Annotated in this window: 17 protein-coding genes and 1 pseudogene; 9 read left to right on the top strand and 9 right to left on the bottom strand. The window is 70.1% G+C overall.

What is annotated here, in order from left to right; translation table 11 throughout:
- Positions 1-77: 77 nt before the first annotated feature.
- Positions 78-650, bottom strand: a complete 573-nt coding sequence (gene thpR / locus ACZ69Q_RS27815) for an RNA 2',3'-cyclic phosphodiesterase (RefSeq protein WP_471046693.1) — start codon at positions 648-650, stop codon at positions 78-80.
- Between the two features lie 25 nt (positions 651-675).
- Between thpR and ACZ69Q_RS27810 the strand changes: the two genes are divergently transcribed.
- Positions 676-1194 carry a GNAT family N-acetyltransferase gene (locus ACZ69Q_RS27810; RefSeq protein ID WP_471046691.1) on the top strand — a complete coding sequence of 173 codons (519 nt, stop codon included), beginning with the start codon at positions 676-678 and terminating at the stop codon, positions 1192-1194.
- Between the two features lie 60 nt (positions 1195-1254).
- Here ACZ69Q_RS27810 and ACZ69Q_RS27805 read toward each other — a convergent pair whose 3' ends face one another.
- The gene (locus ACZ69Q_RS27805) at positions 1255-2526 is read right to left on the bottom strand and encodes an MFS transporter (RefSeq protein WP_471046689.1); all 1272 of its coding nucleotides are present in this window, start codon (positions 2524-2526) and stop codon (positions 1255-1257) included.
- A gap of 105 nt (positions 2527-2631) precedes the next feature.
- Entirely contained in the window at positions 2632-3069 is a 438-nt protein-coding gene (locus ACZ69Q_RS27800) for a MarR family winged helix-turn-helix transcriptional regulator (protein WP_471046687.1), read from the bottom strand.
- Between the two features lie 119 nt (positions 3070-3188).
- Between ACZ69Q_RS27800 and ACZ69Q_RS27795 the strand changes: the two genes are divergently transcribed.
- Positions 3189-3371, top strand: a complete 183-nt coding sequence (locus ACZ69Q_RS27795) for a ribbon-helix-helix protein, CopG family (RefSeq protein WP_432193889.1) — start codon at positions 3189-3191, stop codon at positions 3369-3371.
- Here ACZ69Q_RS27795 and ACZ69Q_RS27790 read toward each other — a convergent pair.
- Entirely contained in the window at positions 3364-4815 is a 1452-nt protein-coding gene (locus ACZ69Q_RS27790; RefSeq protein WP_471046685.1) for an NCS2 family permease, read from the bottom strand. The genes ACZ69Q_RS27795 and ACZ69Q_RS27790 overlap by 8 nt on opposite strands.
- A gap of 118 nt (positions 4816-4933) precedes the next feature.
- Between ACZ69Q_RS27790 and ACZ69Q_RS27785 the strand changes: the two genes are divergently transcribed.
- Entirely contained in the window at positions 4934-5233 is a 300-nt protein-coding gene (locus tag ACZ69Q_RS27785) for a DUF2530 domain-containing protein (RefSeq protein WP_471046683.1), read from the top strand.
- A gap of 104 nt (positions 5234-5337) precedes the next feature.
- On the top strand, positions 5338-7734 hold the full coding sequence (locus ACZ69Q_RS27780; RefSeq protein ID WP_471046681.1) for a cation-translocating P-type ATPase: 2397 nt from the start codon (positions 5338-5340) through the stop codon (positions 7732-7734).
- A 9-nt stretch (positions 7735-7743) separates the two neighbouring features.
- On the opposite strand, the gene ACZ69Q_RS27775 is transcribed toward ACZ69Q_RS27780, so the two are convergent.
- The 3 genes from ACZ69Q_RS27775 to ACZ69Q_RS27765 form a co-directional block, all read right to left on the bottom strand.
- Positions 7744-8643, bottom strand: a complete 900-nt coding sequence (locus ACZ69Q_RS27775; protein WP_471046679.1) for a hypothetical protein — start codon at positions 8641-8643, stop codon at positions 7744-7746.
- A 181-nt stretch (positions 8644-8824) separates the two neighbouring features.
- Positions 8825-9604 (bottom strand): calcium-binding protein, encoded by a 780-nt coding sequence (locus ACZ69Q_RS27770; RefSeq protein WP_471046677.1) that lies wholly within the window; start codon positions 9602-9604, stop codon positions 8825-8827.
- A 115-nt stretch (positions 9605-9719) separates the two neighbouring features.
- Positions 9720-12878: a sacsin N-terminal ATP-binding-like domain-containing protein gene (locus ACZ69Q_RS27765; RefSeq protein WP_471046675.1), complete on the bottom strand. Its 3159-nt coding sequence runs from the start codon at positions 12876-12878 to the stop codon at positions 9720-9722.
- A 279-nt stretch (positions 12879-13157) separates the two neighbouring features.
- Here ACZ69Q_RS27765 and ACZ69Q_RS27760 point away from each other — a divergent pair.
- From ACZ69Q_RS27760 to ACZ69Q_RS27745, 4 genes and pseudogenes are all read left to right on the top strand, one after another.
- Positions 13158-13472: pseudogene (locus ACZ69Q_RS27760) on the top strand (RNase A-like domain-containing protein); the annotation flags it as partial.
- Between the two features lie 145 nt (positions 13473-13617).
- Complete coding sequence (locus ACZ69Q_RS27755; protein ID WP_471046673.1) at positions 13618-15258, top strand: hypothetical protein; 1641 nt, start codon at positions 13618-13620, stop codon at positions 15256-15258.
- A 7-nt stretch (positions 15259-15265) separates the two neighbouring features.
- The gene (locus ACZ69Q_RS27750; protein WP_471046671.1) at positions 15266-15751 is read left to right on the top strand and encodes a hypothetical protein; all 486 of its coding nucleotides are present in this window, start codon (positions 15266-15268) and stop codon (positions 15749-15751) included.
- 354 nt (positions 15752-16105) lie between these two features.
- Positions 16106-16426, top strand: a complete 321-nt coding sequence (locus ACZ69Q_RS27745) for a contact-dependent growth inhibition system immunity protein (protein WP_471046669.1) — start codon at positions 16106-16108, stop codon at positions 16424-16426.
- 654 nt (positions 16427-17080) lie between these two features.
- On the opposite strand, the gene ACZ69Q_RS27740 is transcribed toward ACZ69Q_RS27745, so the two are convergent.
- Complete coding sequence (locus tag ACZ69Q_RS27740) at positions 17081-17812, bottom strand: DUF7873 family protein (RefSeq protein WP_030967569.1); 732 nt, start codon at positions 17810-17812, stop codon at positions 17081-17083.
- Positions 17813-18014: 202 nt separating this feature from the next.
- Entirely contained in the window at positions 18015-18941 is a 927-nt protein-coding gene (locus ACZ69Q_RS27735) for a DUF3027 domain-containing protein (RefSeq protein ID WP_471046668.1), read from the bottom strand.
- A gap of 291 nt (positions 18942-19232) precedes the next feature.
- Here ACZ69Q_RS27735 and ACZ69Q_RS27730 point away from each other — a divergent pair, with 291 nt between their 5' ends.
- Positions 19233-20660: an MFS transporter gene (locus ACZ69Q_RS27730; RefSeq protein WP_471046666.1), complete on the top strand. Its 1428-nt coding sequence runs from the start codon at positions 19233-19235 to the stop codon at positions 20658-20660.
- Positions 20661-20722 lie beyond the last annotated feature (62 nt).

Here is a 20722-nt window from a genome sequence, read left to right as displayed (position 1 = left end):
GCGCCACCAGCACGAACATCAGCACGAGCGCACCGGCCATGATCCGGTTTCGGGTTTTCGGGTCCACGCCGTCGAGCCTAACCGGCGCCCCCGAGCGGCCGGCGGGCGACCGCCTCGTAGCGGGGCTGCTCGCCCGCGACCCCGGATCTCGGCAGGTGGCTGCGCATCAGCACCAGCTCGTCCACCGTCCAGGTGCGGCTCGTGAACGCGTCGAGCGCCGTCGTGTACGGGCGTACGTCCACCGCCGACCGGCTCCTGGCAAGCGTGAGGTGCGGCTTGTAGCGGCGGTGCTCGCCCATCGGGACCCCGGCCTTGCGCGCCGCGGCCTCACTGCGGTCCGCCAGCAGCCGCAGCGTCTGAAGGTCGCCCTCGGCCCCCGCCCACAGGGCTCGCCCGTGCCCGAACTGCCCGCCGCCGCGCAGGGCCAGCGGGAAGGGGGCGGTGCGCCGGGCGGCCCGCTCCAGCCTCTCCGACAGCTCGGGGACGAGGTCGTCGTCGACCTCGCCGTAGAAGGCGAGGGTGAAGTGCCAGCCGGGTAGGCCGGTCCAGCGCAGCGCGTCGGCACCGGGCAGCCCCCGCAACTCGGCGACCTCGGCGGCCAGTTCACGGGCCACGTCCTGCGGTGGCAGCACGGCTGCGAAGAGTCTCATGGGTCCAGCCTGGCACCATGGGGGGATGTCGATCACCATCAGAGAAGGCGGGCCCGACGACATCCCCGTGATACTGGGCATGCTCGATAGCTGCGTCGAGTGGCTGGCCGGGCAGGGTCGCACCGGGCAGTGGGGGACCGAGCCCCTGTCGAAGAACCCGCGGACCGTGGAGTCCGTCACCCGCAACGTGGACGAGGGCAGCCTCTTCGTCGCCGAGGTCGACGGCGTGCCGGCCGCCTCCCTCACCCTCACCGACTCCCCCGGCCCCTCCCTGTCCCACCTCGCGCCGCCCGGCGAACCCGAGCGCTACATCCACTGGCTCGCCTCCGACCGCCGCTTCAAGGGCCACGGCGCGGGCAGCGCCCTGATCGCCCACGCCGCCGAGGTGACCCGGCGGGCAGGCGTCTCGCTGCTGCGGGTGGACTGCTACGCGGGCGGCGACGGCGGACTCGTCCGCTACTACGAGAGCAACGGCTTCGTCCGCACCGAGACCTACGAGGGCACGAACGGCTGGCCGGGGCAGGTGCTGGCCCGGCGGGTGTGACCCGGTTCGGCCCACCGGCCGGGAGGGCCGGGCTTCGCGCTCCGGCCCTCCCCCGGTGGCTCACGCCGCGGCGGCGAGCTGTTCCTGTTCCCGGGGCACGAACCTGACGTGCGGGTGGCCGCGGTTCCAGCCCACCGACAGGCGCAGGCCGCCCATCCGGGCCAGGACCAGGGCGATCGTCACGGCGGCTGCGGCGGTGATCGCGCCGCCCACCGCCATGCCCGCCCGGACGCCGTACGCGTCCGTGATCCAGCCGGCGATCGGGGCGCCCAGCGGCGCTCCGCCCATGAACACCATCATGTACAGGGCCATCACCCGGCCCCGCATGCTCGGGTCGGTGGCCATCTGGATGCTGGAGTTGGCGGTGACGTTCACCGTCATGCCGAACATCCCGATGGGCGCCATGAGCAGGGCGAACAGCCACAGCGAGGGAGCGAACGCGGCGACGATCTCCATCGTGCCGAAGGCCACCGCCCCCGCGACCAGCACCCGCATCCGGGCCGTACCGCGCCGGGCCGCGAGCAGGGCGCCGGCCAGGGAGCCGACCGCCATCAGCGTGTTGAAGAGGCTGTAGGAGCCCGCGCCCGCGTGGAAGACGTCGTCGGCGAAGGCCGACAGATAGACCGGGAAGTTGAAGCCGAAGGTGCTGACGAACCCGGCGAGGACGATGGTCCAGATCAGCTCCGGGCGCCCGGCGACGTACCGCAGGCCCTCCCGCATCTGCCCCTTGCCGCGCGGCGCCCGCCGCACGGGGTACAGCTCGCGCGCCCGCATCAGCAGCAGACCGGCGATGGGCGCGACGAAGGACAGGCCGTTGGCGAGGAACGCCCAGCCCGTGCCGACACCCGTGATCATCAGTCCGGCGACGGCGGGGCCGACGAGCCGGGCCGACTGGAAGTTCGCGGAGTTCAGACTGACCGCGTTCTGGAGCTGGTCCGGGCCGACCATCTCGGAGACGAAGGACTGCCGGGCCGGGTTGTCGACGACGGTCGCGAGGCCGACGGCGAAGGCGGCCAGGTAGACGTGCCAGACCTGGACGTGTCCGGTGAGGGTGAGGACGGCGAGCGCGATCCCGGTGAGGGCCATCGCCGACTGGGTGACGAGCAGCGTGCGGCGCTTGGGCAGACGGTCGACGAGGACGCCGCCGTAGAGGCCGAGGAGCAGCATCGGCAGGAACTGCAGGGCCGTCGTGATGCCGACGGCCGTGGCGGAGCCGGTGAGGCCGAGCACCAGCCAGTCCTGGGCGATGCGCTGCATCCAGGTGCCGGTGTTGGAGACGACCTGGCCGAGGAAGAACAGCCGGTAGTTCCGGACCTTCAGCGAGCTGAACATCGAGGACTTGCGGGGGCCGGAGGGGGTAGTAGGTGCGGTCGGTGCGGGTGCGGAATTTGCTCCGGGTCCCGAACTCAAAAGTGTTCGCCTCCTTGCGACGACTGCTTACAGATGCGCGAGCTTCTCCAGCACGGGGGCGGCGGCGCGCAGTTTCGCCCACTCGTCCTCGTCCAGGCCCTCGACCAGGGTGGCCAGGAAGGCGTTGCGCTTGCGGCGGCTCTCCTCGAGCATCGCCTCGGCCTGCTCCGTCTTCGTGACGACCTTCTGGCGCCGGTCCTCCGGGTGCGGCTCCAGTTGGACCAGGCCCTTGGACTCCAGCAGCGCGACGATGCGGGTCATCGACGGCGGCTGGACGTGCTCCTTGCGGGCCAGCTCACCGGGGGTGGCCTTGCCGCAGAGGGAGAGGGTGCCCAGCACCGACATCTCGGTGGGGCTCAGCGACTCGTCGACCCGCTGATGCTTGAGCCGACGCGACAGTCGCATCACGGCTGAGCGCAGGGAGTTCACGGCGGCAGCGTCGTCGCCATGGGTGAGGTCCGACATGTTCCTTAGCGTAACTCATTACCCTGACTAAAGACCACCGGGTACGGTGTCACTCATCCGGGTGATCCGGTGGCGGAACGTGACACGCCGGACCCGCACATGAGGCAACCCTCGTGTCCATGGGGACCAGCGTGCTCAGCCTGCGGATAGACCACGAGCTGCTCGAGCGACTGAAGGAGCATGCGGCGAAAAGAGGAATGAGCGTCCAGGACTACGTGGTCCGGACGCTCATCCGTGATGACTTCGACGAGCGGTTCCAGTCCGCCGTCGATGAGACCGAGAAGTTCTACGGCCTTACGTGAGCCCCAGCGCCGGCATCAGGTAGAAGAAGGCGAAGACGGCGGAGACGACGTACATCGCCACCGGCACCTCCCTGCCCCGGCCGGCGGCCAGGCGCAGCACTGCGAAGGTGATGAAGCCCATGCCGATGCCGTTGGTGATCGAGTAGGTGAACGGCATCATCACCATCGTCACGAAGGCCGGGATCGAGATCGTGTAGTCGGCCCAGTCGATCTCCTTGACGGAGTTCGCAAGGATCAGGAATCCGACCGCGAGCAGGGCCGGAGTGGCCGCCTGCGACGGGACCATGGTGGCGACCGGCGTCAGGAACAGCGCCACGGCGAAGAGCGCGCCGGTGACGACGTTCGCGAAGCCGGTGCGTGCGCCCTCGCCGACGCCGGCCGTGGACTCCACGAATGCCGTGGTGGCCGAGGAGGAGCTGGCACCGCCCGCGGCGACGGCGACACCGTCGACGAACAGCACCTTGTTGATGCCCGGCATCTGGCCCTGGGCGTCCGTCAGCTTCGCCTCGTCGCTGACGCCCATGATCGTGCCCATGGCGTCGAAGAAGCAGGACAGCAGGACCGTGAAGACGAAGAGGATGCCGGTCAGCACGCCGACCTTGCCGAAGCCGCCGAACAGGCTGACCTGGCCGATCAGGCCGAAGTCGGGGCTGTCGAAGGGGTTGCCGGGCCACTTCGGGGTCGTCAGGCCCCAGGACGGCACGTTCGCGACGGCCTCGATGACGACGGCGAGCACGGTCATCGCCACGATCGAGATGAGGATCGCGCCGGGGACCTTGCGCACGATCAGCGCGAGGGTGAGCAGCGCGCCGAGGATGAAGACGAGCACCGGCCAGCCGTTGAGGTGACCGTCGGCGCCGAGCTGGAGCGGGACCGTGGTGTGGGCGGCGTCCGGGATGCGCGAGACGAAGCCGGAGTCGACCAGGCCGATCAGCATGATGAACAGGCCGATACCGATGGAGATGGCCTTGCGCAGGCTGTAGGGCACGGCGTTCATGACGCGCTCGCGCAGACCGGTGGCGACCAGCAGCATGACCACGAAACCGGCCAGGACCACCATGCCCATCGCGTCCGGCCAGGACATCCGGGGCGCGAGCTGGAGCGCGACGACCGAGTTCACGCCCAGACCGGCCGCCAGCGCGATCGGCACATTGCCGATGACGCCCATCAGCAGCGTGGTGAACGCCGCCGTCAGGGCGGTCGCGGTGACGAGCTGGCCGTTGTCGAGCTGATGGCCGTACATGTCCTTCGCGCTGCCGAGGATGATCGGGTTCAGCACGATGATGTACGCCATCGCGAAGAAAGTGGCGAAACCGCCGCGGATCTCACGGGACAGTGTGCTGCCGCGTTCGGAGATCTTGAAGAAGCGGTCGAGTGCGCCGCTGGAGGGCCCGGCTCCCGGCTGTTCAGGGGTGGGGGCCTTGGCAGGAGCCGAGGTGGACATTCTTTTGGTGTTTCCTACGAAGAGAAGTGGTCAGACACAAACCGTTTCAGTATGAACATATAAAGCCCCGATCGGCTATCTCCGCGCGTAGATCTGATCGCCTCGTAAGCTGTCCTCCATGGTCGGATTTTTCACGGGACCCATCAAGCACGAGGCGCCGGAGCCCCTGGAGGGGCCGGTGGTCCCCACCATCGTCGGCGGCACGATCCTCTGGTTCGTCCTCTTCCTCGCGCAGCTCCCCTTCTACGGCTGGTTCGACGACCACGGCCACACCTGGTGGGTGTGGACCTGCCTGGCCGGCGGCGGACTCGGGCTCATCGGCATCTGGTACGTCCGCAGGCGCGACGCGGCTCTCAAGCGCGCGGCGGCCGCCACCGCGGAGCCCAGGGAAACGACCGGCGAACCCCAGTCGTCCTGAGGCACCGCGCCCTACAACCAGGGCACGAGACCCCGTCCTCCCCAAGTCGGAACTTCCGCCCACTCGGCGGGTGAAGGCGTAAATCCGCACGTACCGTCGAATGCATGACGCATGCCGACGCGGGCACCGAAGTGGACAATCCCGTGCGCCCCGCCGCCGTCCCGGTGGCATCGGGCGGGCTGACCGCCGCCGAGGTGGCCGAGCGGGTCGCGCAGGGCCGGGTCAACGATCTGCCGGTGCGCTCCAGCCGGTCGATGGCCGAGATCGTTCGCGCCAACGTCTTCACCCGGTTCAACGCGATCATCGGCCTGCTGTGGCTGATCATGCTGTTCGTCGCGCCGATCCAGGACAGCCTGTTCGGCTTCGTGATCCTCGCCAACACCGGCATCGGGATCATCCAGGAGTGGCGGGCGAAGAAGACCCTCGACTCGCTCGCGGTGATCGGTGAGGCACGGCCCACCGTGCGGCGGGACGGCGTCGCCGCCCAGGTCGGCACCTCGGACATCGTGCTGGACGACCTGATCGAGGTCGGGCCGGGCGACAAGGTTGTGGTGGACGGCGTGTGCGTCGAGGCCGACGGGCTGGAGATCGACGAGTCACTGCTCACCGGCGAGGCCGACCCGGTCGTCAAACGGCCCGGCGATCCGGTCCTGTCCGGCAGCTTCGTCGTCGCGGGCGGCGGCGCCTTCCAGGCCACCAAGGTCGGCCGCGAGGCCTATGCCGCCCAGCTCGCCGAGGAGGCGTCCCGCTTCACCCTCGTCCAGTCCGAGCTGCGCTCCGGCATCTCCACCATCCTCAAGTACGTGACGTGGATGATGATCCCGGCCGCGCTCGGCCTGATCGTCACCCAGCTCGTCGTGAAGAACAAGGACCTCGACGACTCCATCGCCCGGACCGTCGGCGGCATCGTGCCCATGGTCCCCGAGGGGCTGGTCCTGCTCACCTCCGTGGCCTTCGCGATCGGCGTCATCCGCCTCGGCCGCCAGCAGTGCCTCGTCCAGGAGCTGCCCGCCATCGAGGGCCTCGCCCGCGTCGACACCGTCTGCCTGGACAAGACCGGCACCCTCACCGAGGGCGGCATGGACGTCACCGAGCTGCGCACCCTGAACGGCAACGACGAGGCGTACGTCGGCAAGGTGCTCGGCGCCCTCGGCGAGTCCGACCCCCGCCCGAACGCCTCCCTGAAAGCCATCATCGACGCCTACCCGGACGCCGATGACTGGCGCTGCACCGAGTCCCTGCCCTTCTCCTCCGCCCGCAAGTACAGCGGCGCGAGCTTCAGCGAGGGCGACGGCGAGGCCGGCACCTGGCTGCTGGGCGCCCCCGATGTGCTGCTGCCCGACGACGACCCGGCCCTGGCCGAAACCGATCGCCTCAACGAGCAGGGGCTGCGGGTGCTGCTGCTGGCCCGGGCCGGCCGCGACCTCGACGATCCCGACGTGGCCGAGGGCGCCGATCCGACCGCCCTCGTCGTACTGGAGCAGCGGCTGCGGCCCGACGCCGCCGACACCCTGCGCTACTTCGCGGACCAGAACGTCCGGGCAAAGGTGATCTCCGGGGACAACGCGGTGTCCGTCGGGGCGGTGGCGGGCAAGCTGGGGCTGACCGGCACGACCGTCGACGCCCGCACGCTGCCCCGCGACAAGGACGCGATGGCGACGGCCCTGGACGAGGGCACCGTGTTCGGGAGGGTCACCCCGCAGCAGAAGCAGCACATGGTGGGCGCGCTCCAGTCCCACGGGCACACCGTCGCCATGACCGGCGACGGCGTGAACGACGTCCTCGCCCTGAAGGACGCCGACATCGGCGTGGCGATGGGCTCGGGGTCGGAGGCGACGCGGGCCGTGGCGCAGATCGTGCTGCTGAACAACAGCTTCGCGACGCTGCCGTCGGTGGTGGCCGAGGGGCGCCGGGTCATCGGCAACATCACGCGCGTGGCGACGCTGTTCCTGGTCAAGACGGTCTACTCGGTGCTGCTGGCCCTGATGGTGGTGCTCTGGCAGGTGGAGTACCCGTTCCTGCCGCGCCATCTGACCCTGCTGTCCACCCTCACCATCGGCGTCCCCGCGTTCTTCCTGGCCCTCGCGCCCAACAAGGAGCGCGCGAAGCCCCATTTCGTACAGCGGGTCATGCGGTACTCGATCCCGGGCGGCGTGGTGGCGGGGATCGCGACCTTCGGGACGTATCTGATCGCCCGGCACTACTACACGGGCGAGGGCTCGCTGGACGCCGAGACGAGCGTCGCCACGCTGACGCTCTTCCTGATCTCGATGTGGGTGCTGGCCATCATCGCCCGGCCCTACACCTGGTGGCGCGTCGCCCTGGTGGCCGCGATGGGGCTCGGGTTCCTCGTGGTGCTGGTGGTGCCGTGGCTTCAGGAGTTCTTCGCGCTGAAGCTGGTCGGGATGACGATGCCGTGGATCGCGGTGGGGATCTCGGCGGGGGCGGCGGTCGCCCTGGAGGTTGCGTGGAGATGGGTCGACCGCCGGTTCCCGGACTAGTGGCGATGGCTACCGGACGTCGACGAAGTCGCCCGCCGTGGTGGCCGCCGGAGTCGTCGTGGTGCCCGCGAAGGTGAAGCGGAAGTAGCCGTCCTGGGTGGCGGTGACCGTGGTCTTGAGGTTGCCGGTCGCGTTGGTCTTCACGGTCTTGACCGTGGTGTAGGTGTCGCTGCCGTTCTTGCGGAACTGAAGGTTCACGGGCTGCTCGACGTAGCCGTTGTACGTGCCGCGGTCCCAGTTGGCGCGGGACAGCTTGCCGGTGACCGTGATGGTCTTGCCCTTCGTCACCGGCTCCGGCGAGGCGTCCACCGTCAGCTTCGAGACGCGCTGCATCAGCGTGCTGCCGAGACCGCTCTGGCCCTTGTAGCCGACCTTGGTGATGTCGAAGGTCTCGCCCGCCGGGTCCTGGCCGTTGAACGCGGTGGCCTCGGCGGCGGCCCGCCAGGTGCCGGCGTCGGTGTTGCGCAGCTCGTGGTCGCCCGGGTAGACGTCGATGGTGCCCTTGCAGGTGGCGGTGGTCGCGTCGGTCGCGGTGCACTTGGCCGGCTTGTTGCCGTAGAGCATGTTGTCCGGCCGGGTGTACGAGCCCCGGTAGATGATCGGGTCGGTGACGAAGTCGCGGGCGGCGATGTTGACGTCCGCGCCGTGGGTCAGCGTGTAGGTGACCGTGGTGGCGACGTGGTTGGTCGTGCCCGCCTTGACCGCCTTGGCGATCTTGAAGTTGGAGAAGGAGACGTTCAGGGCGTACGGCTTGCCCGCGGCCCTGGCCGACGCCGCGTGCGCGGCCTGGCGGACCTTCGCGACGTCCGCGCGAAAGGCACCGGAATCGTCGGCCTGCGCGGCCGGGACGGCGAGGGCAGAGAGGGCGAGGGCGCCGGAGACGGCGGCCACGGTGGCTCTGATGCGCATGCGTTCCCCTGGTACGGAAAAGGGGCCCCGCAGGTCACCTCGGGGCCCGGTGATCGTGGGGCCTGTTGACCCATGTGATCAGATACGCGCCCGGGGTCGCCGGTTGTCTCGCCGGCCGGGAATCTTCGTGACCTTCGTCACGAACCCCCGGACGGCGCCCGGGAGTTCGTGACAAACGGCCCTACTGCACGTCGACGAAGTCACCCGTGGCGTTGACCGCCGGGGTGGTCGTGGTGCCCGCGAAGCTGTAGCGGAAGTAGCCGTCGGTGGAAGCGGTGACGGTCGTCTTCAGGTCGCCCGTCGAGTTCGTCTTGACGGTCTTCAGCGTGGTGTACGTGCTGCTGCCGTTCTTGCGGAACTGCAGCTTCACCGGCTGCGTGGCGTAGCCGTTGTACGTGCCGCGGTCCCAGTTGGCGCGGGTCAGCTTGCCGGTGACCGTGATGGTCTTGCCCTTCTTCACCGGCTCCGGCGAGGCGTTGACCGTCAGCTTCGAGGCGCGCTGGACGTTGAAGCTCTTGGCGTTGTCCTTCTGGACGTAGTCGGCGTCGTTGCCCGCGGCGATCGCCCAGACCTTCCAGGAGCCGGCCACGCTGTTGATCAGGTTGACGCCCGGCTCCAGGTCGAAGGTGGACTTGCAGTTCGACGAGGTGGCGCTGACGACGGTGCAGGTGGCGCGGCCGTCGCTGCTGTTGGCCACGGCGCCGGAGTCGGAGCTTTCGATGGTCGCACCGTGGTACAGGATCGCCTGGGCCCAGTCGACGCCCGAGTTGTCCTTGGCGGTGAAGGAGACCGTGATGGTCTTCTTCGCGGTCGAGCCGACGACCGGCGCCTTGCCACCGTTCACGACGACGTTCGAGATCGTCGTGTCGCCCTCGACCTCGTCGGCCTGGGCGGCCGGGACGGCGAGAGCGGAAAGGGCCAGGGCACCGGTGACGACGCCGAGGGTGGCACGCATGCGCATGTGTTGTTTCCCCCACGTGGAGTGATCAAAGAGTCTGTTGACTCGGGTGATCAGATCCGTGACGCATGCGAATGGTTGTACGTCCGGTGAGAAATTTGTGCGGGAAATTTCAAGATCAGTCGAACCACCGGTCGCGCGCCAGCTCCCCCGTCCGCGACGGATCCTCCAGCAGCGCCGCCACCTCGAACCGCCGGGGCCACTGCCCCGCCGCCCAGGCCAGCCCGGCGGCGACGCCCTCCAGGGTCGCCGCGTGCAGCGCGCCGTCGTCGCTCAGCCGCCAGTCGATCTCCACGCCGTCCACGACGAGCTCCTCGTGCTCGACGTACGACTCGGGAGTGCGCGCCCCGAGCAGCACCCGCACCGGCTCGGGTACGTCGTGCTCGGTGCCCTCGGAGTCCACCCCGCCGGTGACGGACTCGCTCAGCCGCCGCACCTGGAACAGCTCGGCGAGCTCGGCGGCCCGCGCCGGCCGGACCGGGAGCAGCGGGACGCCCTCGGTGAACGGCAGCAGGTCGGGCGAGTCGACGACCACCGCGTCCGCCGCGTCCACCACCTCGACCCGCCCGTCCACGACGGCCCGCAGCTCGTCCGGGAGGGTCACCTGCTCGGGGTCCAGGTCGGCGAGGGCGCCGTAGAGGGCGTGGAGCTGGGCGGCGGTGACGGCACGCTCCGGGTCGGCGAGCCGGTCCAGCAGTTCGGCGGCGCCGCCCGGCTCGTCGAGCAGCGCGGCGACGGAGGTGCGCACGCCGAGCGCCCGCAGCACCTGCTCGTCCTCGAAGCCGGTCGCGTCGGCCTCGTCGTACAGACCGCGCAGCAGCGGGTCGCCGCCGGAGGCGAGCAGGCCCGCCGGGCGGCGGCCGTCCAGCACCGGGTTCCCGCGCAGCCACCAGGCCGTGTACGGCCGTACGACCTCGTGGGTGCCGTCCGGCAGCAGGATCCGCACCTGCTGGGTCAGCGCGTCCCGCAGCGGCGGCTGCGCGAGCAGGGCGAGGGCCTGCGGCCACTTGTCGTCGTCCACCAGGTCCAGGTCGCGTACGGCGATCAGCTCGGTGGCGACCGGCGGCACGGGCGTGTCCGGGAACCGGTCGAGGATGTCCTCGCACCAGACGTCGACGGCGTCCAGCAGACCCGCGTCGTCCGGCTCGGCGAAGTCGCCCTCGCGCGGCTCCAGTTCGTCCGGGTCGAGGACGACGTCCGTGGCGCGGACCAGGGCGAAGTTGGCGAGGACACCACACGCCGCGAGCGGCTGCTCGCCCCACTTCTCGGCCAGCTCGGGGTCGACGGCGGCGAGTTCGTCCTCCCGCATGACCTCGGCGAAGGGGCTGCCGGGCAGGACCAGCTCACCGGCGGGCACGAGCTCCCCCTCCTCGTCGGGCAGGGCGAGAGCACCCAGCCACGGCTCGTCGCCGGGCTCCAGGCCCGCGTCGCGCACCAACGCCAGGACCGTGTCCGCCAGTTCCTCGGCGTCGGGCGCGTCCTGCTCCCAGCTCACACCGCCCTCGTCGTCGAGGGAGGCGGCGACCGCGGCACGCACCTGGGGCGTGGTGAGGACCGCGCGGGGTGTGGCCGGCAGGGCGCCGAGCTTCTCCAGGAGCGGGTGCGCGGCGTCCGGGTGGGCGACCTTGAGGCCGAGGCGGGCCAGCATCTCGGGGTCGACCCGGACCGCGTCGGGGGTGGGCAGCAGGATCTGCCGGGGGCCGATGGCGGTGCGGCCGTCGGCGAGCGGCACCGGCAGCCCGGACAGCCGGTCCGGGTCGACGCCGGCGAGGCTGTCGTAGAGCCGCCGCCACCAGTCGGGCTCCTTCTCCAGCCCGGCCAGCCGGTCGATCGCGTCGGTGAGCGGGACGCGGGCGACGCCCAGGGTGCGCAGCTCCACCCGCCGTTCGAGCCCGGCGGGCAGCAGGGTCGGCAGCACCTCGGCCAGCACCCGCACGGTGTCCGTGCCGGCGCCCTCGACGACCTCGGCGTCCCGGGGCCGCAGCGACTCGGGCAGCTCGGAGTCGACTTCGTGCGGTTCGCCGGAGGGCGGGAGGGCGGGCGGGGGGACCGCCGGGTGGGCGGGCGGGAGGAACTCAGTCCGGGGCAGTCGCTCCAGGATCGCCTGGCGCAGGGCCCCGTCCAGTTCGCCCTTGCCGAGCGGGCCCGGCACGAGGCCGATGATGCCCTCGCTCACCGGGCGCCAGTGCGCGAGCAGTTCGGCGTAGGTGTCCGCCGCGCGCTGCACCAGGAAGTCGGTCAGCGGGCCGGGCGCGGCGTGCCGGCGGGTGGTGTCGAGGGGGAACGAGGCGATGAGCAGGGCCGGGACACCGAGGGCTTCGTCGCTGGGCGTCGGCGCGTGGACGACGGGGGCGGTGCGGGGCCGGTCGGGCGTGCTGTCGGCGGCGTTGACGGGCACGGCCCAGGTGAGCGACCAGTGGGGGCGCAGCCGCTCCTCCACGGGCCGGTCGGCGAGGAGTTCGGGCGTGAGCGGGCCGTGCGCGGCGGACGTGCGCCAGTGGGTGACGCCGGCCCGGGAGTCCTCGACGACGGTGAAGGGGCCGTCGACGCGGCGGCGCAGCGTGCGCGGCTCGTCGTCGCCGACCTCGATCACGACCTCCTCCAGGCCGGGCAGGGCGAGCAGCAGCGCGTCGTCGACGGCGTGCAGAAGGCGCTCGGCGAGGTCGGCGGCCGCGGTGTCGCGCAGCGGGAGGATGACGACGGTGTCGTAGGGGTCCGGGGCGGTGCCCTCGGCGGCGAACGGCAGCCTCAGCAGCGGCACATGCCCGTCCCGCCGGCGGATCTCGTCCCCGAGGCCGGGGCTGTGCCGGGCGGTCTCCTGAGCCAGCTCCCGCGCTTCGGCCAACGCCCACCGCACACCGCCGTGCCGCCCGACCACGGCCGGCTCGTCGGTGACGGCGACGACGGCGGCGAACCCGACACCGAACCGGCCGACGGCAGCCGAGTCCCGCTTGGCGGAGGCGCGCAGGGTGGACAGCGACTCCACACCGGCCGCGTCCAGCGGAGCGCCGGTGTTGGCGGCGACGAGAACGTCCTCACGCAGGGTCAACCGCAGTCGCCCCGGAACACCCGCCCGGGCGGCGGCGTCGGCGGCGTTCTGAGCGAGCTCGACGACGAGGCGGTCCCGGTACCCGCCGAGGACGAGGTCCTCCTCGGCGTTGGCGTCCTCCCGGAACCGGGCCGGACTGGTCGCCCAGGCATCCAGCACGCCGCGACGCAGACGGGCCGTACCGAACGGGTCGGCGCCCTCGGCCGCGGGCCGCACGAACTTGCTCACGTTGACTCTCCTCATCGGCGTGATGATGAAGGTACCGCTCACGAGACGCAGGCGCGCCGCCCACCGGCCCCGCTCCGGGCACGCGTTCCGTGGACCGGCTCCGCGGGCCGGGTCTAGGGCATCGGGGGCCGGTGGGTGATTTACGGCAGCGATCTTCACGCCAGGCCGCCTCATCCGTCTCGCAACTCCCTTGCAGCACCGGCAGTTGACTACCTAGCATCACGTTCACGATCGCGAATCAAATGCGTTCCAGTGCATCGGGGGCCTGGCGTGACGTTGATGATGGCGGTGGCCGCCGTCTGGGGTGTGCTCCAACTGTTCGCGATCTCCTGGCCGACGCGTTCGGTGCGCCTGTCGACCGTGCTGCTGGCGCTCGCGGTGGGCGTGTACGGATGCGGGGTGGCGACGGCGCTGGTGCAGCTCGCCTACACCCGGATCTACGCGGAGCAGTCGGGGCAGTCGCTGGTGGCCGTGGTGAACACCACCGGCTACACCGTGGCCCCCTGGGTGGAGGAGTTGCTCAAGGTCACCCCGTTGCTGCTCGCGGGGTCGAGTCCGCGGGTCCGCCGGCAGTGGGGTCTGACCGACTTCGTGGTGGTGGGTGCGGCCCTGGGCGCCGGGTTCGGGCTGCTGGAGGCGGTACTCCGGTTCGGCCTGGACGCGGACCGTGCGATCCCTCGCGGCGAGGGCTGGATCGTCCCCGACAGCCTGTCCCCGCCGTATGTGCCGGGGCTCGCAGGTGCTGACCGCTTGGCTTCCGGCGCCGTTCAGCCAGTTGGACCTGGGCGGCACTCCGGTCACGGAGACGTTCACACACCTGGTGTTCACGGCCATGGCCGGCTTCGGGGTGGGTCTGCTGTGGCGCACTCGCGGTTGGGTACGCCTGCTGTCGGTGCTCCCGATCGCGGCAGCCGTCGTCCACCACACGGTGAACAACTACGCGGTGCAGGAACACTCCGGCGCGGCGAAGGACTGGCTCGAATCCCTGAACGGGACGGCGTGGGCGGCACCCCTGCTGTGCCTGGCCCTCGCCATGACCGCGGACCTGCGCCGGCTCCACCGCGGCAAGCGCGCCATGCCCGAGGTGCTCCTCGCGTCGGAGCGCGCCGACGGCGACAGCATGGGAGCACTGCTGCGCTACGCCGCCCGGCGTCTGCCCTGGAGCCTGCTGATCGTCCTGCGCTACGTCAGGCTGCGGCGCTCCCTGCTGTACGCCGCCGCGTCGGCGCCGCCCGAGGCCACCGCCGACCTGCATCGCGTGGCTGCGGGGATCACGGCCCGGATGGACGCGTCCGACAACCAGCGCGCCTGGCAGTCGCTGAACATCCGCCCCTGGCTGAAGGCGACCCGAGCGGCGAGACGCTCCCGCGGGAGATGGCTGCTCCTGATCCCGTGCGTGCTGATGCTTCCCTCGCTGCTGTTCCTGGGCGTCGGCTCGTTCACCTCCACCGCCGGGCTACAGGAGTTCTTCAGCACCGGTGCAGGGCCGAAGATCCTCATGGGCTTCGCGACAGCCGCCCTGGCGTGGATCGCCTACCAACTGGTCACCCTCTTACGCACCTGGCGACCGGCGTCGGCACAGCCCCTGGGAGAAGTGCTGGCGGCCCACCGCTTCCGTTTCGGAACGGCACTGGGCGCAGGGACCACCGGCGCCCTCCTGCTGTGGCGCGCCCTGGGCGAAGCGGGCCCCGACGGCAGCACCATCCGCACCCTCCACCTCCTCGACGCCCTGAACACCTTCCTGGTCTACCTCGGCTTCGCCCTTCTCCTGCTGTCCCTGCTCGCCCTGTTCCCACCCGGGGGGCTCGCCCTGGCGGGAGGCGGAGCGGCCGGCGCCCTGACAGCCGAGGCGGCTCTCAGCGCCGGCGTCCTTGGTACCGCCGGTGTCGTCCTGATGGCGGTCGGTGGCGGGGCACCGGGCGCGAGCGATCCGGGCGGCGGCAAGAGCGAAGGCCTCCCGCAGTGGCTGCGTGACAAGTGGAACGCGGGACGAGAATTCAACAAGGAGAACTGGCCACGCTACCCGGCCAACGAGGTATACCTGGAAAACGGAAAAGTCCTCGACTCATACCGACCCGGAAAGGAGATCGTCTCCCGCAAACAGACGCAGATATCGAAGATCAAGCCAGAGTCATTCAAGGACTATCTGCGCGAGATCAACCAGAAGTACAAGGCAGGAACAAAGATCCCGGACACACCTAAGGCCCGTGCAGAATACCCGCAGTTGATCGGAAGACCCCTGAAGGGAAAATACTATCTGGAAGTCCCCGTCCAGACAGAGCCTGTGCCAGAATGGGCGCTCAGGGAAGCAGCGAACCACGGCGTGATAATCCGAGACGTACAGGGTTTCGTCTACCGGCTACCGAAGGGCACGGGCTGAATCAGCCATGATCTGGACCTACTGCGAGCAGTGGAACAACCTCGCCGAGACACCCATGAACCCTCTGACGCCCGAGCAGGCTCAGGCCCGGCACGTCTCAGGCAAGTTGTACACCGCAGTCGCCTCCCCTGCCGAGCAGTCCGCACCGACCCTTCGGGTGGAAATTCGACTGGAGACGGGCTACGGCTCGGTCATCTTCATGGACGAATACGGTCGCGACACGCTGGACTACACGTTCACGCTCATCAACGGATCCTTCTTCCTGGAGACAGCAACCTCGTACAGTTACGGCAATTCTCAGGAGCGAGGCGGGTACGCGGACGCGGACCGCACCGAGACGTACGAGTTCACGTCCGATGGCGTCATCCAGCGGGCGGTCGAGGAGGAAGGCGGCGAATCGAAGGAAAGCCGCCACGGAGTCGATGTCTCCTCCAACTGGGAGCCGATTCCGACTTTCGGCGCATACGCCTCACTGATCAGACGCGAACGCTGAGGATATGTTGTATGGGTCAGGAATTTCCCTCAGAGCCGCGATTCTATGAACTCAGCGGTCTGCTAGCAGCCTATGCGAATACCGGCCCTACGTTCTCCGACACCGCAGAAACCCCAGGTCCTGGTCTGGCCTCTTACCTCAGAATCGCCGCCCGGGACCCTGCACGCGCGTCAACAGCCGTCCAGCAAATCGATGAGCTGCTCTTCGTCGGACTCTTCTCCGAAGAGATCGCAGATGACGTGGATAACATTCCGCACATCCGCCCTCCGATGGGCACCAGCGTGGAGGACTGCCTGCGTATCGCCCAGGGACCATCTCATCCGGTTCCCGGAAGACCCGTCACGGGTTCCCCAGATGAACCCGCAGAACGCCTGGGAATGGAACGAGCGGTTCCCCCAGCTCAGCCAGTTCCTCGGCGCCTACTTGCACCAGAATTACTCAGAGTTCTATGCCTCTCCCGAGGCGGCTATCGATGAGTACGTCATCGAAGCCGTGCCGGAAGACCGTGCACAGGCGGCGCTGGAGATCACCGAGCTTCTGACGATGGTGACCTCGGAACAGGAGCTCGACACCGCAACCACGGCCTTGGGGTTCGACCTTCTGCCGCCGGAGGGGATGTCACTTGGGCAATGGCTGGAAGCGATCCGCCGACAAATCACTGTGGCGTGGCGATGACTCCCAGCGCGGCAAGGGATGAATCAGCCATGAGCTGGACCTACTGCGAGCGGTGGAACCGTCTCACCGAGAGCCCCACGAATCCGTTGACCTCCGACGAAGCCGAGGATCGGCATAATGCTGAAGCACGCCGCGGCGTGCCCGTCGTACCCCTGCTTCAGAAAAGAACAGCGCCATATCTCGCCCGCCCCGGAACATGGCGGAGCCCGGGAGTCGTATCCAGCTCCCGGGCCCCTGGGGATGCCACCCAATTGCGCACGCCGGCGGCGTTTAAGAGGACGGATCAGTCATCATGCCGTCGTGTTCTTCCTTTGAACTACCGCAGCACGAGAGAGCTGCAGGCGAGAGTCGAACTCGCATCCGACGGCGTTCGTCCGGCCTCGGTCGATCCGGCGATCGGCGGCAATGCTGAGACTGGAGCGAGAGTCTGAGATTGATCGCGGCTGCCTCTGCCATATTGGGCTACCCCGGCCCGGATGGGTGTCGTAATGCCGGGGGAAGGATTCGAACCTTCACTGTCACCGCTTCTTCAGGCTGAACGTCAGTTTCAGCTTGCGCTCATCGCGCGAACCGGTCCTCATTTCCGGCCCGCGCCTGTTGCGCACCCCCGCGCTCGCACGCGGGGGCGATCGTGGATGCTACCCGTGGCCGGCGTCAGCCGAACAGGTAGCCGAACACCGCGTCGCCGACCCGCTGGTCGGTGACCTCCGCGCCGTTGGCCTCCTCGCGGGCGAACTTCACGGCCTGCTGGAGCTTCTCGACCCGCTCCACGAGTTCGTTGACCCGCCGCGCCGGAAGGGACCCGGAGAACTTCACGGTCGTCCAGTACCCGATGGGCACGTCCTCGTAGTACACCTCGACCTGCGCCGGGTGCTTCTCGGTCGCCTCCGCCTTGACGTGGTTGCGCGGGACCTTCTTCGTACGGATCGTGCGGACCGGGTCCGTCTTCCACCAGTCCGTGGACGGGTCGTGGGACCAGGACTCGGCGGCATCGAGCGTGGGAAGCTTCTTGACGAAGGTGTGCAGGTCGGTGAGCTGCTTCTCCAGGAAGAGGAGGTAGCTGACCGGAACGTCGGCGACGATCGTCCGCCCGTCGACCGTGACGTCGGCGCGCGCCGAGCAGTTGGCCCAGTCCTTCGTGGCGGTCACGTCGAACAGCCGGGTCAGCGACGCGGACATCTCACGCAGCACGTCCTCCGCCTGCACCTGCACGCGCGTGGACTCCGGCGGCAACTGCTCGCCCTCCTCGTCCTTCGGCTGGTACGTACGCGAGATACCGGCCAGCAGCGCGGGCTTCTGCACCTTGTGGTGCGCCGCGGTGATGTCCTGGAGCGACTTGCTCTTGACACCCTTTTCGACAGCGATGATCTGGTTCAGCTTCGTCACGTGGTCCCCCTTCGAACAGGCAGGAACCTACCGCGCCGGCTCGAACACCCGCACTCGCTTTATCGATCAGCGCTCGGACGCAGGCTCCGGACAGCGCATCCACCGAACTCGTCGCCCGCGTCCGCAACTTCAGCCTGAAGCCGTCCTGGGAAGCCGACCTGGGAGGTCGTCCGGAGGTACCGACCCGCCGACCGCCTGACCCCTAGGAGTGCCCCAGCTCCCCCGAGTCCCCGTCCGCCCCCACCGACACCGACCCGGAGTCCGGTGCCGGACGCAGCGGGAACGGGTCCACGCGGGTCTCGTCGATCACCGGGGGAGCCGGGCGCGGGGGCTTGGGCATGACCGCGGCCTCGGAGTGGCCGCCGCAGCCGTAGGTCAGGGAGACGACCCGGCCGTCCGCGGGGGAGAACTCGTTCGCGCACACGCCGAAGGCCTGGCCCAGGGAGCCGCCGATCGGGGTGAGGAAGCCACAGGTGACGCAGGAGGCGGGCGCCGCCTGGGCCATGGGGGTCTTGGCGCCGTACGACTCCTCCCAGCGGTCCGCGGCGACGTGCAGGCCGTAGCGGGACAGGACGCGGGCGCGGCGCATGCCCAGTTCCTCGGCGACCGAGGTGATCGAGCCGCGGGAGGGGACCACGGGGAGGTTCGCGGGGCCGCCGGCGGTGACCTCCGCGTCCTCCGCCTCGACCAGTTCCGCCATCTCCTCCGAGACGGGCGCGTTCGGTGCCAGTTCGTCCTCGCCGGAGTACCCGGGCTCCAGGCGCAGATCCTCGGCGTCCGTGGGCAGCAGGTCGCCCGGGCCCATGTCGCCGGGGCGCAGGCGCTCGCTCCACGGCACCCACTCGGGAGCCAGCAGCGCGTCCGCGCCGGGCAGCAGGACCACCTCGTCGAGCGTGACGACCTTCGCGCGCGACGCCCGGGCCACGGTGACCGCCCAGCGCCAGCCGCGGTACCCGAACTCCTTGCACTCGAAGTAGTGCGTGACAACGCGGTCGCCCTCGGAGGCCAGTCCCGCGTGCTCGCCCACCACGCCGGGCGCGGCGGCCTCCTCGGCGGCACTGCGGGCGAGGTCGACGGCCTCGGCGCACAGACGGTCGGGGGTGCGGCTTCGCGTTGTCGCTGCGCTCACAGGTATCGCTTCTCTCCTACGCCGTCTCTCGGGTGCGGCTGCCTGAAGGCGGCGGAGCGAACGGAGCGGACCTGTGGGCCGCGTCAACGTCCGCGTCCGAATCGCGCTCGGGCGCACCTACGTCATCCATTGTGCGGGATGGCTGAGATACGCACGCTACCTGTTCGCGGGCGCTGGGCCTACACCGACGTTGCTTCTCGGCGCTCCGCGCTACCCGCCGAGCGCGAGAGCTTGGCCCCCATACGCGCCGTAACCGCACTACCCACCCCCATCTCGGGGCACTATTGCGTCGTGGCAACCGCGAGGTCGCCCCGAGGAGCCACCGGTGTCGGCGGGGCCAAGGGCGGTCGTGATCGAGGTGGCGGAACGGGCCGGATCGGCGGCTCCCTCCGCGCGGTGGGCCGTGCCCTGCACTTCCCGCTCACCGGCCCCGCGCGCGGCATCCGCAAGGCCACCCACGCGCAGGGCGCCGGCGAGTCCGGCCTCGGCAAGCTGATCGAGCTCCACGGTGTGAACGGCGCCGGGGACATGATGATCACCGTCGCCCTCGCCTCCACCGTGTTCTTCTCGGTCCCCACCGACGAGGCCCGCGGGCGCGTCGCGCTCTACCTCGGCATCACGATGGCGCCGTTCACGCTCCTCGCCCCCGTGATCGGCCCCCTGCTCGACCGCCTCCCGCACGGCCGCCGCGCGGCCATGGCGGGCGCGATGCTGGCCCGGGCGCTACTCGCCCTGGTCCTGTCCAGCGCGGTCGTCAGCGGCGATCTCCAGCTCTATCCGGCCGCTCTCGGGGTGCTGGTCGCCTCGAAGGCGTACGGCGTCGTCAGAAGCGCCGTGGTGCCCCGTCTGCTGCCACCCCGCTTCTCCCTGGTGAAGGCGAATTCCCGGGTCACCCTGGGCGGCCTCCTCGCCACGGGTGTCGCGGCCCCGATCGGAGCGGGGCTCCAGGCGATCGGGCCGCGCTGGCCGCTGTACGGCGCCTTCGTGATCTTCATCGCCGGTACGTTCCTGTCCTTCACGCTGCCGCACAAGGTCGACTCGGCCAAGGGCGAGGACACCGCGCTCCTCGCGGCCGACGAGCAGCATCTGCACGGGCCGCACCGCCGGCCGGTCAAGCGGCCCGGCCTGCGCACCGTCGGCATCGCCGTCACCCACGCCCTCGGCGCCAACTGCGCCCTGCGCTGTCTGTCCGGCTTCCTGATCTTCTTCCTCGCGTTCCTGCTGCGCGAGCACCCGATGTCCGGCCAGAGCGCCGCCGTGTCGCTGGGCATAGTCGCGGTCGCGGCCGGCACGGGCAACGCGCTGGGCACGGCCGTCGGGGCGTCGCTCAGGTCCCGGGCGCCGGAGATCATCATCGTGACCGTCGTCGGGTTCGTGCTGGCCGTGGCGATCACCGCCGCGATCTTCTTCGGCGCCGTCATGGTGGCGTGCCTGGCGGCCGTCGCCGGGTTCGCGCAGGCGCTGGCCAAGCTGTCGCTGGACGCGCTGATCCAGCGGGACGTGCCGGAGCTGGTGCGTACGTCGGCCTTCGCGCGCTCCGAGACGCTGCTCCAGGTGTGCTGGGTGCTCGGCGGCGCCATCGGCATCGTGCTGCCGCTACGGGGCTCCCTGGGGCTGCTGGTCGGCGCGGCGATCGTCGCCACGGGCTGGGTGACCACGGTCAAGGGCCTGATCGGCTCGGCCCGGCACGGCGGCCATGGGCGCCCACGGGTGACCTGACGCGTTCGGACGCGTCCGGACGCTTTCGCGACATAAGCCCCCCGCGCCACCGTGACATACGG

The sequence above is a fragment of the Streptomyces sp. NPDC036764 genome, from assembly GCF_055609385.1.
The sequence above is the reverse complement of the archived record's forward strand: the minus strand, read 5'-3'. Positions and strand labels throughout refer to the sequence as shown.

What these genes read in the sequence shown, in the direction of transcription:
- thpR (WP_471046693.1), bottom strand. Translation starts at nt 650, where the DNA reads ATGAGACTCTTCGCAGCCGTGCTGCCACCGCAGGACGTGGCCCGTGAA.
- ACZ69Q_RS27810 (WP_471046691.1), top strand. Translation starts at nt 676, where the DNA reads ATGTCGATCACCATCAGAGAAGGCGGGCCCGACGACATCCCCGTGATA.
- ACZ69Q_RS27805 (WP_471046689.1), bottom strand. Translation starts at nt 2,526, where the DNA reads ATGTTCAGCTCGCTGAAGGTCCGGAACTACCGGCTGTTCTTCCTCGGC.
- ACZ69Q_RS27800 (WP_471046687.1), bottom strand. Translation starts at nt 3,069, where the DNA reads ATGTCGGACCTCACCCATGGCGACGACGCTGCCGCCGTGAACTCCCTG.
- ACZ69Q_RS27795 (WP_432193889.1), top strand. Translation starts at nt 3,189, where the DNA reads ATGGGGACCAGCGTGCTCAGCCTGCGGATAGACCACGAGCTGCTCGAG.
- ACZ69Q_RS27790 (WP_471046685.1), bottom strand. Translation starts at nt 4,815, where the DNA reads ATGTCCACCTCGGCTCCTGCCAAGGCCCCCACCCCTGAACAGCCGGGA.
- ACZ69Q_RS27785 (WP_471046683.1), top strand. Translation starts at nt 4,934, where the DNA reads ATGGTCGGATTTTTCACGGGACCCATCAAGCACGAGGCGCCGGAGCCC.
- ACZ69Q_RS27780 (WP_471046681.1), top strand. Translation starts at nt 5,338, where the DNA reads ATGACGCATGCCGACGCGGGCACCGAAGTGGACAATCCCGTGCGCCCC.
- ACZ69Q_RS27775 (WP_471046679.1), bottom strand. Translation starts at nt 8,643, where the DNA reads ATGCGCATCAGAGCCACCGTGGCCGCCGTCTCCGGCGCCCTCGCCCTC.
- ACZ69Q_RS27770 (WP_471046677.1), bottom strand. Translation starts at nt 9,604, where the DNA reads ATGCGCATGCGTGCCACCCTCGGCGTCGTCACCGGTGCCCTGGCCCTT.
- ACZ69Q_RS27750 (WP_471046671.1), top strand. Translation starts at nt 15,266, where the DNA reads ATGATCTGGACCTACTGCGAGCAGTGGAACAACCTCGCCGAGACACCC.
- ACZ69Q_RS27745 (WP_471046669.1), top strand. Translation starts at nt 16,106, where the DNA reads ATGAACCCGCAGAACGCCTGGGAATGGAACGAGCGGTTCCCCCAGCTC.